Raw genomic sequence first — 13,266 nt, forward strand, 5'->3', positions numbered from 1 at the left:
GATCCAAGCTGTGCCGTTTGGATCGGCATAGGGCGTTTCGTCAAGCAAAAGCCCGTTTCCCGACTTGCCGGCGGCGCTTGCCGCTCCACTTGCTCATCCAAGTGCCACGCTTGCGCCCAAAATAAGCCCGCAGGAGACCATTTTCCGTTGTCCGATCTACAAGCCCCGCCAGCTGCAAAGCCCGTTGGATTGACTGAAGGCGTCAATCGCTCCGTTTTCATTGGCGCCATCACCGTCACGCTTGCTTTCGTGCTGGCCGGCGTGATCGCGCCCGAAGGCTCGGCAACCGTGTTCAATGCGGTGCAGGGCTGGATCATCTCGGAGCTCGGCTGGTTCTATCTCCTGTCGGTCACGATCTTCGTGATCTTCGTGTTCTTCCTCGGCTTCTCGTCTTACGGCAACATCAAGCTCGGTCCGAACCATTCTGAGCCGCAATTCAGCTATGTTGCTTGGTTCTCCATGCTATTTGCCGCCGGCATGGGCATCGGTCTGGTGTTCTTCGGCGTTGCCGAACCGGTCAACCACTTTGCCAAGCCCCCCGTCGGCGATCCCGAAACGGTGGCGGCTGCGCGGACCGCGATGGAAATCAGCTATTTCCATTGGGGCCTGCATGCCTGGGCCGTTTATGCCGTTATCGGTCTGAGCCTGGCCTATTTCAGCTTCCGCCATGGCCTGCCGCTGACCATGCGCTCGGCGCTTTATCCCATTATCGGCGATCGCATCTACGGACCGATCGGCAATGCCGTCGACATCTTTGCCGTGATCGGCACGATCTTCGGCGTCGCGACGTCGCTCGGCCTCGGCGTGTTGCAGATCAATTCGGGTCTGGGCCATCTGCTCGGTATACCCGTCAGCTTCTGGATCCAGTTGCCCTTGATCGCGGTGATCACGGGTCTTGCAACCATTTCCGTTGCCACAGGCCTGGAAAAGGGCATCAAGTTCCTGTCGAACCTCAACATGGTCATGGCCGGCGCGCTGATGGCCTTCGTGTTTGTGGTTGGTCCGACGACCTTCCTGCTTCGCGCCTATGTGCAGAACCTCGGAACCTACCTCGACAATCTTCTGTCGCGCACATTCTATATGTACGCCTATGCGCCAAACGAGACGCCCAGCGAGTGGCTGGGTAGCTGGACCCTGTTCTACTGGGGCTGGTGGATCGCCTGGTCGCCGTTTGTCGGCATGTTCATCGCCCGCATTTCGCGCGGTCGCACCATCCGCCAGTTCGTGTTCGGCGTGCTTCTCGTTCCTTCGGGCTTCGGCTTTGCCTGGATGACCGTGTTCGGCGATACCGCCCTGGCCATGCACCTGACGGGCACGACGCGTGCGGTCACCGATGCCGTGTCGCAGGACGTGACCATCGCCTTGTTCGTGTTCCTGGAGCAGCTGCCGCTCAGCACCATCTCGTCCTGGGTCGCCATCGCACTCGTGATCTGTTTCTTCGTCACCAGCGCGGACTCGTCCGCACTTGTGATCGACACGATCATCTCCGAAGGCCGCGAAGATGGTCCCGCAACGCGTCGTGTGTTCTGGGCCGTGATGACGGGTGCCATTGCTGCAGCCCTGCTGTGGGCCGGCGGTCTGACCGCTCTGCAAACGGCCTCCATCGCAGGTGCCCTGCCGTTCACCGTGGTCATGCTCTTCATGTGCTACGGTTTGTGGAAGGGTCTGGCCCGTGAAGGCATTCGCCAGAACGCGCTGATGCAGACTCTGCGTCCACGCGGCACCCGCAACTGGCAGCGCCAGCTTCAGGGCATTCTCCATCATCCAAGCGAGAAGGAAGTTTCCCGCTTCATGGAGGAAACCGCGAAGCCTGCTCTGGAAGAGGTCGCGGAGGAACTGCGCAAGCGCGATCTGGTCGCATCCGTCGCTCAGCGGGACGACCGCCTGCGGCTGAACGTTGCACCGGAAACGCCGGAAGCCTTCGCCTATGGCATCCGCATGCGCTGCTATGACCTGCCGAGCTACACCTTCATCGAGAGTGCCGCACGTCGCAGCAACAAGGCGCAAAACTACTATCGCGCCGAGGTCTTCCTGGCCGAAGGCAGCCAGGATTACGACGTGATGGGCTTCTCGAAAGAGGAGATGATCCAGGACGTGCTGTCGCAATATGACCGGCACTTCCAGTTCCTGCACGCTGCTGGCGCTTAACGCGCCAACAGCCCCTTGCAATCGCGCCGCACCAAGAATGGCTTGCAAACCTTGGCTGGCACCTTATTGATGCCGCGCGATTGTGAGAGTGACCCGTCCCATGCCCGTCGAACGCTATAATCCCCGTGCTGCCGAGCCCAAATGGCGCGAAGCCTGGGACGCAGCCAAGCTGTTCGAAACCAAGAACGACGATCCACGTCCAAAATACTACGTGCTCGAGATGTTCCCCTATCCGTCGGGGCGCATCCATATGGGCCACGTCCGCAATTACACGCTGGGCGACGTTTTGGCGCGCTACCGCAAGGCCAAGGGCTTCAACGTCCTTCATCCGATGGGCTGGGACGCCTTCGGCATGCCGGCCGAAAACGCGGCCATGCAGAACAAGGTTCATCCCAAGGACTGGACCTACAAGAACATCGACACGATGCGCACGCAGCTCAAGTCGATGGGCCTGTCGCTCGACTGGTCGCGCGAATTCGCGACCTGCGATGTCGATTACTACCATCGCCAGCAGATGCTGTTCATCGATTTCCAGGCCAAGGGTCTGGTTGGCCGCAAAGTGTCCAAGGTCAACTGGGATCCCGTCGACCAGACGGTGCTCGCCAACGAACAAGTGATCGACGGCCGCGGCTGGCGCTCCGGCGCCGAAGTCGAGCAGCGTGAACTGGCGCAGTGGGTGTTCAAGATCACCGACTACGCACAGGACCTGCTTCAATCGCTGGACGGTCTCGACCAGTGGCCTGAAAAGGTCCGCACCATGCAGGCCAACTGGATCGGCAAGTCGGAAGGCCTGTCGTTTTCCTTCGGGCTTGTCGGTGCGCCGGAAGGCTTCGACACGCTGCCGGTTTTCACCACCCGTCCAGACACGATGTATGGCCCGACCTTCGCGGCTATCGCGGCCGACCATCCGCTGGCCAAGAAGCTTGCCGAGACCAATCCGGAAATCGCCGCCTTCAACGATCAGTGCCGCCGCATAGGCACGTCGGCTGCCGAGATCGAAACGGCCGAAAAGCTGGGCTTCGACACCGGCATCAAGGTCACGCATCCCGCCGATCCCAACTGGACGCTGCCGCTCTTCATCGCCAACTTCGTTTTGATGGACTACGGCACGGGCGCCGTGATCGGCTGCCCCGCCCATGACCAGCGTGATCTCGACTTCGCCCGCAAATACGATCTGCCGGTGATCGACGTGTTCCTGCCTGTTGATAGCGACGAGCGCGTCGGCGACACCGCCTTCGTGCCGCTGAAGACGCAGCCCGTGCGATATGTGCAGTGGGTTGGCGAGCCCTGCACGCAGACAGCTTATGAAGCCATGGCGCGCTCGCTCGAGATCTTCGAGAAGGATGGCTGGGGCACGCGCGAAACGCAGTTCCGTTTGCGCGACTGGGGCATCTCGCGCCAGCGTTACTGGGGCTGCCCGATCCCCATGATCCATTGCGAGAGCTGCGGCATCGTTCCCGTGCCGAAGGCCGATCTACCGGTGAAGCTGCCGGACGACGTGGATTTCGAAACGCCCGGCAATCCGCTCGACCGTCACCCGACCTGGAAGCACGTGAAGTGCCCGTCCTGCGGCGGTGATGCGCGGCGCGAAACCGACACGATGGACACGTTCGTCGATTCGTCCTGGTATTTCACGCGCTTCACCGCGCCGTGGGAAAACGAGCCGACCGATCCGAAGGCCGCCAATGAATGGATGCCGGTGGATCAATATATCGGCGGCATCGAGCACGCGATCCTGCATCTCCTGTATTCGCGCTTCTTCACCCGCGCCATGCGTGACACCGGCCACATCGATCTGGCCGAACCCTTCAAGGGCCTGTTCACGCAAGGCATGGTGGTGCACGAGACCTACAAGGGCCCGAACGGCTGGGTAACGCCCGCCGAGATCAAGATCGCGGATGTCGACGGCAAGCGCACCGCAACGCTTCTGTCGGACGGCTCGCCGGTCGAGATCGGCTCTATCGAGAAGATGTCGAAGTCGAAGAAGAACGTGGTGGATCCCGACGACATCATCGACAGCTACGGCGCCGATACCGCCCGCTTGTTCATGATCAGCGATTCGCCGCCCGAGCGCGACGTGATCTGGACGGAAGCCGGTGCTGACGCCGCTTTCCGCTTCGTGCAGCGCATCTGGCGCCTGATTGCCGAAGCAGCCGACGCGCTGAAGGCACCGCAGGGCACGGCAGCAAGCGACCAGGCTCTGGCCAAGATCGCCCATCGCACGCTGAAGCATGTCGGCGAGGACATCGAAAAGCTCGCCTTCAACAAGGCGGTCGCGCGTATCTACGAACTCGTCAACGCGCTGCAGGCGCCGCTCACGGAAGCTGCGTCGAGTGGCACGGCGAGCCCGACCCTGCGCCAGGCCGTGGACTTCCTGATCGCCATGATCGCGCCGATGATGCCGCATCTGGCGGAAGAATGCTGGGCCGAGATCGGCGGCACGGAGATGGTTGCTGCGCGTCCATGGCCGGACTTCGATCCCGCCTTCCTCGTGGATAACGAAGTCACCTTGCCCATCCAGATCAACGGCAAGAAGCGTGGTGATTTGACAATTGCCCGCGACGCTGACCAATCTGCCGTGGAAGCAGCCGTGCTGGCGTTGGACTTCGTCCAGGCCGCTCTTGAAGGCCGCCAGCCCAAGAAGATCATCGTGGTGCCGCAAAGGATCGTGAATGTCGTCGGTTGACGGTCGTAACACTGGCGCGGTTCGGTTTCTGCGCCCCGCCCTTCTCATCACGTCGGTCGGCCTGCTCGCGCTTGCCGCCGGCTGTCAGGCGCGCCCGCTCTACGGCACGGGCGGAACGCTGGTCAGCGGCGCAACCGGCGAAGCAACGCCGTTGTCCTCGATCAGCGTCAAGGCCGTTGGCAGCCGCCCCGCGCAGATCGTGCGCAATCAGCTGATCTTCCTGTTGAACGGCGGTGCACGCCCGCAGGCGACCACCCGCTATTCCGTTGATCTCAACGTGACCGCCGAAACCTCGTCGGCCGCTTACGTCCAGCGCACCAGCGAAGACGAACCCACGGCAGGCGCAGTCACCATGCGCGGCGCTTATACCATCACCGACACCACAACCAGCCAGGTGATTCACACCGGCAGCCGCCAGGTCGTGTCTTCCTTCGACGTACCGCGCCAGCAGTTCTCCGCGCTGCGGGCCGAGCGCGACGCCCAGGAACGCGCCGGGCGTGAACTCGCCGAGCTGCTGCGTCTGGCCATTGCACAGGATCTGTCGCAACCGGCAGGCTTTGGCGCCAAGTCCAGCGTCGCCGCCCCGATTGCCGAAGTGACGCCACGGCCGGGCAATCAGACACGAGGGTCGATTGCAAACTAAGACTGGCCGTATGCCAACCATCGCAAAAGTTATGGCGCTGGCGTCATTCGCGCGTCATGCTCGCTGTTCAAACAACGGGTCATGGGACAAGGTATCATGACGATGAGACCTTCGGTCACGACCGAGGTCGGCAGTTTTCCGGCGGAACGCATTCCGGCGGACGACCGGCATATCATCGATCGTTTGATTGATGAGCGCACGACCAACCTGTCGCGTCATCCTCTTTGGCCGTTCGCCAAGCCGCTGCTGTTTCGGTTGATGCATTATCATCAGGCCGTGCGCATGGCCGACCGCATCGCGCCTATGCCCGGCTGGGACGCGCTCGATTTCATTAGCAATGTGCTGCAGCTCGATCTCACGATCACCGGCCTGGAAAACATTCCAAAAACCGGCGGCGTGATCTTGGCGCCGAGCCATCCGACCGGCATTGCGGACGGCATCGCCGCCTTCGATCTCGTGAACAAGGTGCGCAAGGACATCGCCATCTTCGCCAATCGCGATGCGCAGCGCGTGGCGCCGCATTTTCGCGACGTGATCATTCCCGTGGAATGGCGCGCCGGCGAGAAAAGCCATGCCAAGAGCCGCGAAACGCTGGAGCTGACGGCGCGTGCCTTCCAGGAAAAGCGTGCCATCGTTTTGTTTCCAGCCGGCCGCATCGCTTATTGGCACGAGGGAAAGCTGACCGAGCGTCCGTGGCAGACCTCGTTTGTCGCCCTTGCTCGACGCTACAAGTTCCCAGTCGTGCCAGTGAACATTTCGGCACGAAATTCGGGCCTGTTCTACTTCCTGTCCAAGCACTCCACCGAACTGCGCGACATGACGCTGTTCCGAGAGCTTCTGAACAAGAAGGGCATGAAGTTCACCTTCCATGTCGGCAAGGCCATCGAACCGGATGCGCTGGACGGAGATCCAGCCGAGCTTACCGCAAAGCTGCAGACCTTCACTGTGGAAACCCTGAAAGCCGATCCGACGGCCTCCTTCCGCTAAGCGGCAAGCCCACAAAGAAAAAGGCCCGGAGCGTCACCGCCCGGGCCTTTTCTATTTCGATGAGTTCGGCGATCAGCCGATCTTCTGGCCGGTCTTGGCCCAATCGGCGAGGAAGGTCTCGAGTCCCTTGTCGGTAAGCGGATGCTTCACCAGCGCCTTCAGCGTGGCGGGCGGTGCGGTGATGACATCGGCGCCGATCAGTGCGGCTTCCTTGACGTGGTTCACGGTGCGGATCGAGGCCGCCAGGATTTCCGTGTTGAAGTCGTAGTTGTCGTAGATCTGGCGGATTTCCTGGATCAGTTCCATGCCGTCCAGGCCCATGTCGTCGACGCGGCCGATGAAGGGCGAAATGAAGGTCGCGCCTGCCTTGGCGGCCAGAAGAGCCTGATTTGCCGAGAAGCAGAGCGTCACATTGACCTTGCGGCCGTCACCGGTGATCGAGCGGCAGGCCTTGAGGCCATCCAGCGTCAGCGGCAGCTTGATGCAGACATTGTCGGCGATCTTCGACAGGAAGTCGGCTTCGCGCATCATCTCGTCATATTCGACCGCCACGACCTCGGCCGAAACCGGGCCTTCGACGATGGAGCAGATTTCCTTGGTGACTTCGGCGATCGAGCCGCCGGACTTCAGGATCAGCGACGGATTGGTGGTAACGCCGTCGAGCAGACCCAGATCGTTCAGTTCGCGGATGTCCTTGACGTCAGCGGTATCGACGAAAAACTTCATGACCGTCTCCTTGGCATGTTTGCCCACCTTGGAAGCAGGCGTGATGCGGGCGAAAAGACCCGCTTTTGTATGGGGCTTGCTCTAGCGCAAGAAAGCGGCAAGGTCACGCGCAATGACGCAAGATTCGCTTGGAGCACGCGTGGTACCGGTTCTCGTGCCGATGCCTGCCGAAGCTCCGTATTCCTATCAGGTTCCACCGGGCATGGATGTCGTGCCCGGTTCGATCGTACGCGTGCCCTTGGGTCCGCGCGAAGTCGCCGGCATCGTATGGGACGGCGAAGGCGGCGGAGTGGATGCACGCAAGCTGCGGCCGATCGCTGAAGTGTTCGATTGTCCGCCGGTCACCGACCGCATGCGCCGCTTCGTGGAATGGGTCGCAGGCTACACCTTGGCGGCGCCTGGAATGGTCGCGCGCATGATCCTGCGCGTTCCGACAGCCTTCGATCCCGAACCCGATATCGACGGTCTGATCCTCACGAACAAACATCCCGATCGCATCACGCCGGCACGCGCCAAGGTTCTGTCCACCGTGGAAGAGCATGGGGAAGGCCTGGCCTGGACGCGCTCGGGCCTGGCGCACGCCGCCGGCGTGTCGCTGACCGTGGTGGATGGACTGGCCGCGCAAGGCGTGTTCGAAAAGGTGCAGATCCCCGCCCGCCCCGTGGTTGCCGAGCCCGACCCGGAATACGCCGCCCCCACGCTGAGCGAGAACCAGGAAGATGCCGCGCAAGCCCTGCGCCTTCGTGTAAACGACGACACGTTTTCTGTGTCGCTGATCGACGGCGTCACCGGTTCGGGCAAGACGGAAGTGTATTTCGAAGCCATCGCCGCAGCCTTGAAGGCGGGCAAGCAGGTTCTGGTTCTGGTGCCGGAAATCGCCCTGACCCAGGCTTTCCTCGACCGCTTTCACGATCGTTTCGGTGCCAAGCCCGCCGAATGGCATTCCGATCTTGCACCGCGCATGCGCGAGCGCGTGTGGCGTCAGGTTGCCGAAGGCCGCGTACGCGTCGTCGCCGGCGCCCGCTCGGCCCTGTTCCTGCCCTTCAAGGATCTCGGCTTGATCGTGGTCGATGAGGAACACGACCCCGCCTACAAGCAGGAAGACCGTGTTTTCTACAATGCGCGCGACATGGCCGTGGTTCAGGGCCAGCTCGGCAACTTCCCCGTGGTGCTGGCATCTGCGACGCCGTCCGTGGAAAGCCGCGTCAACGCAACGAGCGGGCGCTATGGCCTGGTGTCGCTGCCTGCCCGTTTCGCCGAAGCCGCCCTGCCCTCGATCCGCGCGGTTGATATGCGCAAGGCACCGCCGGCCCGCGGCAACTTCTTGTCGCCGGTTCTGATCGATGCGATGCGTGAAAGCGTTGAGCGCGGCGAACAAGCACTGCTATTTCTCAACCGGCGAGGCTATGCCCCGCTGACCCTTTGCCGCGTCTGCGGTCACCGCTTTCAATGCCCGCAATGCTCGTCATGGCTGGTGGAACACCGCTTTCGCGGTCAGCTGATCTGCCATCATTGCGGTTACCACGAGCCGAAACCGGAGGCCTGCCCTGAATGCGGCACGCTGGATCATCTCGTGGCCTGCGGTCCGGGCGTGGAGCGGATCGCCGAAGAAGTGGATGCCGCCTTCCCCGATGCACGCACCATCGTTCTGTCATCCGACATGCTGGGCGGCACCAAGCGTCTCAGGCTCGAACTCGAAGCCATTGCCAAAGGCGAGGCCGACATCGTGATCGGCACGCAGCTCGTCGCCAAGGGACATAACTTCCCTTCCATGACGATGGTCGGCGTGGTGGATGGCGATCTCGGCCTTGCCAATGGCGATCCGCGCGCGGCCGAGCGCACCTTCCAGCTTCTCAGCCAGGTCACGGGCCGTGCAGGGCGAACCGGCAAGGCGTCACGCGGCCTCATCCAGACCTACCAGCCCGATCATCCCGTGATGCGCGCGCTGGTTTCCGGCAATTCCGAGGCCTTTTACGCACAGGAAATCGCCGAACGACGCCGCGGCCACCTTCCACCCTTCGGACGACTGGCCGCCATCATCGTCAGCGGTGAAACGAAGGCCGAAGCCGAAGGTCATGCCCGCGCCCTCCGGCGTGTCGCGCCGGACTCCGATCTGATCGACATCCTCGGCCCCGCCGAAGCGCCGCTCGCGATGATCGCCGGCCGTCATCGCTTCCGCCTGCTCATTCAGGGAGAACGCAAGGCCGACATCCAGACCTATATCCGCACCCTGCTCGCCGCCGGCCCAAAACCGCGCGGCTCGCTGCGCGTCCAGGTCGATATCGATCCGCAGAGCTTCCTGTAAGCACGGCGCTTAGCTGCGATGATGCAAAGCCTGCCCAACTCGCGCTAGAACAGCCAAGAACCCGAATCGCGGAACAAGCATGAACCTCGCATTTCCCTGGCCGATCACGAATGGCGAGTGGCTGGCCTTCACATCGGCCTCGATCACGGTTTTGTTTGGTCTGGCTTTGTTGATCGCACCGGCGCTGTCGTTGCGCAAACTGCGCCTCACGACCTTGCCCGGACACCCCGAAGCCATCAGCGAAGGCCGTGCCACGATGGCCGGCTTTTATCTCGGTCTCGGCCTGTGCTGCCTGCTCACCGGACAGTTCTGGATCTACCTGGCGCTGGGCTTTTGCTGGGCTTTCGCCGCTTTTGGCCGGCTGGTGTCGATCTTGTCCGACAAAGCGAGCACGCCCTTCAACTGGATGCGGCTTTTCCTGGAATGCGCCTTGGCGGGTTTGGCGCTCGTGTTTGCCTTGGGATTCATCGCCTGATCGGCGACGCCACCGGTTGCACTGCGACAAATCTGTTCAAATCATGGCCGCCACCTATGTTGCGGCACCGTTTTGCCTGTGCTAGACGGCAATCGACTTTTGGCCGGGGGAGGTGGCAAAGCCGCTTGCCTCCGCCTGATTTGCACACAAGGTCAAAGATTTAAGCCAGAGTCCAAGTGCTCGCGCCACGATCTGCGGCCCACAACCCTGCGGCCCCCAAAGGCAGAGAGAAAAACGTAACGTGGCTCAATCCACTTCGCTGATCGCTGGTGTTGCCGACCGCTACGCGGGCTCACTGTTCGACCTTGCACGCGACACAAACAGCATCCCCGCTGTTGAAACCGATCTCGGTCGCTTCGAAGCTTTGCTCGCCGAGAGCGAGGATCTGACCCGTCTCGTGAAGAGCCCGGTTTTTTCCGCTGAAGAACAGGAAAAGGCGATCGCCGCTGTTCTCGCGAAAGCTGGCATCACCGGTCTGGTCGCCAACTTCCTTCAGGTCGTCGCGCAGAACCGCCGTTTGTTCGCCGTTCCGGGCATGATCAAGGCGTTCCGCCGTATCGCTGCCGAGCATCGCGGCGAGACCACGGCCGACGTGACCACGGCGCATGCGCTGACGGACACCCAGGAATCCGAATTGAAGGCAGCGCTGAAGAGCATTGCCAACAAGGACGTATCAATCAACGTGACTGTTGATCCGACCCTTCTCGGCGGCCTCGTCGTCAAGATGGGCTCACGCCAGATCGACACGTCGCTCAAAACGAAACTCGCTTCGCTTAAGCTCGCACTGAAAGAGGTCGGCTGATGGATATCCGCGCCGCGGAAATTTCCGCAATTCTGAAGGACCAGATCAAGAACTTCGGCCGCGAAGCCGAGGTTTCGGAAGTCGGTTCGGTTCTGTCCGTTGGTGACGGCATTGCCCGCGTCTACGGGCTCGACAACGTCCAGGCGGGCGAAATGGTCGAGTTCCCCGGCGGCATCCGTGGCATGGCGCTGAACCTCGAAAGCGACAATGTCGGCGTGGTTATCTTCGGCGCCGACCGCGACATCAAGGAAGGCGACACCGTCAAGCGCACCGGCGCGATCGTGGACGTGCCGGTTGGCCGTGGCCTGCTCGGCCGCGTGGTCGACGCTCTCGGCAACCCGATCGACGGCAAGGGCCCGATCGTGTCCGATGAGCGCCGCCGCGTCGACGTCAAGGCTCCGGGCATCATCCCGCGCAAGTCGGTGCATGAGCCGATGTCGACCGGCCTCAAGGCCATCGACGCGCTGATCCCGATCGGCCGTGGCCAGCGCGAGCTCGTGATCGGCGATCGCCAGACCGGCAAGACCGCCATCATTCTCGACACCTTCCTCAACCAGAAGCCGCTGAACGACGGCGACGACGAGAGCCAGAAGCTTTACTGCGTGTATGTCGCGGTTGGTCAGAAGCGCTCCACCGTTGCCCAGTTCGTGAAGACGCTCGAAGAGCGCGGCGCACTGGAATATTCGATTATCGTTGCCGCAACGGCGTCCGATCCGGCTCCGATGCAGTTCCTGGCACCGTTTGCCGGTTGCGCGATGGGCGAATTCTTCCGCGACAACGCCATGCATGCCGTTATCGCATATGACGATCTGTCGAAGCAGGCCGTGGCTTATCGCCAGATGTCGCTGCTTCTGCGCCGTCCGCCAGGCCGCGAAGCCTATCCGGGCGACGTGTTCTTCCTGCATTCGCGTCTCCTCGAGCGCGCTGCAAAGCTGAACGACGAGAACGGCAAGGGTTCGCTGACGGCACTGCCGGTTATCGAAACCCAGGCCAACGACGTGTCGGCCTACATCCCGACCAACGTGATCTCGATCACCGACGGCCAGATCTTCCTTGAAACCAACCTGTTCTTCCAGGGTATCCGCCCTGCCGTGAACGTCGGCCTTTCGGTGTCGCGCGTTGGTTCCTCGGCCCAGATCAAGGCGATGAAGCAGGTTGCAGGTTCCATCAAGGGCGAGCTCGCCCAGTATCGCGAAATGGCTGCCTTCGCGCAGTTCGGTTCCGATCTGGACGCCTCCACCCAGCGCCTGCTCAACCGTGGTGCACGCCTGACCGAACTTCTGAAGCAGCCGCAGTTCTCGCCGCTGAAGACGGAAGAACAGGTTGCGGTGATCTTCGCCGGCGTCAACGGCTATCTCGACAAGCTGCCTGTGAACCAGGTCGGCAAGTTCGAGCAGGGCCTGCTGTCCTACATGCGCTCGGAAGGCAAGGCCGTGCTCGACACGATCCGCCAGGAAAAGCAGCTGTCGGACGCGACCCGCGAGAAGCTGAAGGCGGCTCTCGACGCCTACGCCAAGACCTACGCATAAACGCCGGACCTGAGGACAGAGCCGCAGCATGGCTTCCCTGAAAGAACTTCGCAATCGCCGTGACTCGGTGAAAGCGACGCAGAAAATCACCAAGGCGATGCAGATGGTCGCCGCGGCGAAGCTGCGTCGTGCCCAGGAAGCAGCGGAAGCCGCGCGGCCTTATTCGCAGCGCATGGCAACGGTGCTGGCCAATATCACCCAGGCCGTCAGCGATGGTTCCGAAGCACCGGCCCTGATGACAGGCACCGGCAAGGACGACGTGCATCTGCTCGTCGTCGCCACCGCCGATCGTGGTCTGGCCGGCGCTTTCAACAGCCAGATCGCGCGCTTTGCCCGCGAGCACATCCGCAAGCTGCTCGCTCAAGGCAAGACGGTGAAGATCTTCACCGTCGGCAAGAAAGGCAACGACATCCTGCGTCGCGAATTCTCGTCGCTCATCGTCGAGCGCCTGGAACTGCGCGAGGTCAAGCAGATCGGCTTCTCCAATGCCGAACAGATTTCGCGCCGCGTCATCGAGATGTTCAATGCCGGCGAGTTCGACGTCTGCACGCTGTTTTATTCCGAGTTCAAGTCGGTGATCAGCCAGGTCCCGACCGCGCAGCAGCTCATTCCGGCGAGCGCGCCGGTGGTGGATGCGTCTGCAACGTCGGAGAACGGTGCTCTCTACGAATATGAACCGGGCCCGGAAGAGATCCTCAACGATCTCATCCCGCGCAACCTCACCGTTCAGATCTTCCGTGCGCTTCTTGAGAATGTCGCCGGTGAGATGGGCGCGAAGATGAGCGCCATGGATAATGCGACCCGCAATGCGGGTGACATGATCAACCGTCTGAACATCAGCTACAATCGTCAGCGTCAGGCGCAGATCACCAAGGAACTCATCGAAATCATTTCGGGCGCGGAAGCGCTCTAGAAACCAGTCGCTCGGAGGCGAAAGCCACCGCAGCCCCAGAGAAAAGGGTTAG

Annotated in this window: 10 protein-coding genes; 9 read left to right on the top strand and 1 reads right to left on the bottom strand. The window is 61.9% G+C overall.

From position 1 onward, the window contains the following. Nucleotides 1-147 precede the first annotated feature (147 nt). From JYU29_RS12560 to JYU29_RS12575, 4 genes are all read left to right on the top strand, one after another. Entirely contained in the window at nucleotides 148-2,148 is a 2,001-nt protein-coding gene (locus JYU29_RS12560) for a BCCT family transporter (RefSeq protein ID WP_250157428.1), read from the top strand. Between the two features lie 100 nt (nucleotides 2,149-2,248). Further along, nucleotides 2,249-4,834 (top strand): leucine--tRNA ligase, encoded by a 2,586-nt coding sequence (leuS, locus tag JYU29_RS12565; RefSeq protein WP_213985171.1) that lies wholly within the window; start codon nucleotides 2,249-2,251, stop codon nucleotides 4,832-4,834. After that, complete coding sequence (locus JYU29_RS12570) at nucleotides 4,821-5,477, top strand: hypothetical protein (RefSeq protein ID WP_213985172.1); 657 nt, start codon at nucleotides 4,821-4,823, stop codon at nucleotides 5,475-5,477. Before leuS ends, JYU29_RS12570 begins: the two co-directional genes overlap by 14 nt. A 96-nt stretch (nucleotides 5,478-5,573) precedes the next feature. Next, nucleotides 5,574-6,464: a 1-acyl-sn-glycerol-3-phosphate acyltransferase gene (locus JYU29_RS12575; RefSeq protein WP_250157429.1), complete on the top strand. Its 891-nt coding sequence runs from the start codon at nucleotides 5,574-5,576 to the stop codon at nucleotides 6,462-6,464. Between the two features lie 72 nt (nucleotides 6,465-6,536). On the opposite strand, the gene fsa is transcribed toward JYU29_RS12575, so the two are convergent. Further along, nucleotides 6,537-7,190, bottom strand: a complete 654-nt coding sequence (gene fsa / locus JYU29_RS12580) for a fructose-6-phosphate aldolase (RefSeq protein WP_213985175.1) — start codon at nucleotides 7,188-7,190, stop codon at nucleotides 6,537-6,539. Nucleotides 7,191-7,302: 112 nt separating this feature from the next. Here fsa and JYU29_RS12585 point away from each other — a divergent pair, with 112 nt between their 5' ends. The 5 genes from JYU29_RS12585 (at nucleotide 7,303) to JYU29_RS12605 (ending at nucleotide 13,214) form a co-directional block, all read left to right on the top strand. After that, complete coding sequence (locus JYU29_RS12585) at nucleotides 7,303-9,495, top strand: primosomal protein N' (RefSeq protein ID WP_213985176.1); 2,193 nt, start codon at nucleotides 7,303-7,305, stop codon at nucleotides 9,493-9,495. Between the two features lie 79 nt (nucleotides 9,496-9,574). Then, complete coding sequence (locus JYU29_RS12590) at nucleotides 9,575-9,970, top strand: AGROH133_08824 family phage infection protein (protein WP_213985177.1); 396 nt, start codon at nucleotides 9,575-9,577, stop codon at nucleotides 9,968-9,970. 241 nt (nucleotides 9,971-10,211) lie between these two features. After that, on the top strand, nucleotides 10,212-10,772 hold the full coding sequence (locus tag JYU29_RS12595; protein WP_213985178.1) for a F0F1 ATP synthase subunit delta: 561 nt from the start codon (nucleotides 10,212-10,214) through the stop codon (nucleotides 10,770-10,772). After that, a complete protein-coding gene (gene atpA, locus JYU29_RS12600; RefSeq protein ID WP_213985179.1) occupies nucleotides 10,772-12,301 on the top strand; it encodes a F0F1 ATP synthase subunit alpha in 1,530 nt (509 codons plus the stop codon). Before JYU29_RS12595 ends, atpA begins: the two co-directional genes overlap by 1 nt. Nucleotides 12,302-12,329: 28 nt before the next feature. Further along, nucleotides 12,330-13,214 carry a F0F1 ATP synthase subunit gamma gene (locus tag JYU29_RS12605; protein WP_213985180.1) on the top strand — a complete coding sequence of 295 codons (885 nt, stop codon included), beginning with the start codon at nucleotides 12,330-12,332 and terminating at the stop codon, nucleotides 13,212-13,214. Nucleotides 13,215-13,266 lie beyond the last annotated feature (52 nt).

The organism is Tianweitania aestuarii (genome assembly GCF_018457165.1).
In the GTDB taxonomy this organism is placed as follows: domain Bacteria; phylum Pseudomonadota; class Alphaproteobacteria; order Rhizobiales; family Rhizobiaceae; genus Tianweitania; species Tianweitania aestuarii.

Excerpts from the sequence above, each read along its gene's own strand:
- JYU29_RS12605 (WP_213985180.1), top strand. The coding sequence starts at position 12,330 with ATGGCTTCCCTGAAAGAACTTCGCAATCGCCGTGACTCGGTGAAAGCG.
- fsa (WP_213985175.1), bottom strand. The coding sequence starts at position 7,190 with ATGAAGTTTTTCGTCGATACCGCTGACGTCAAGGACATCCGCGAACTG.
- JYU29_RS12575 (WP_250157429.1), top strand. The coding sequence starts at position 5,574 with ATGACGATGAGACCTTCGGTCACGACCGAGGTCGGCAGTTTTCCGGCG.
- leuS (WP_213985171.1), top strand. The coding sequence starts at position 2,249 with ATGCCCGTCGAACGCTATAATCCCCGTGCTGCCGAGCCCAAATGGCGC.
- JYU29_RS12590 (WP_213985177.1), top strand. The coding sequence starts at position 9,575 with ATGAACCTCGCATTTCCCTGGCCGATCACGAATGGCGAGTGGCTGGCC.
- atpA (WP_213985179.1), top strand. The coding sequence starts at position 10,772 with ATGGATATCCGCGCCGCGGAAATTTCCGCAATTCTGAAGGACCAGATC.
- JYU29_RS12570 (WP_213985172.1), top strand. The coding sequence starts at position 4,821 with ATGTCGTCGGTTGACGGTCGTAACACTGGCGCGGTTCGGTTTCTGCGC.
- JYU29_RS12585 (WP_213985176.1), top strand. The coding sequence starts at position 7,303 with ATGACGCAAGATTCGCTTGGAGCACGCGTGGTACCGGTTCTCGTGCCG.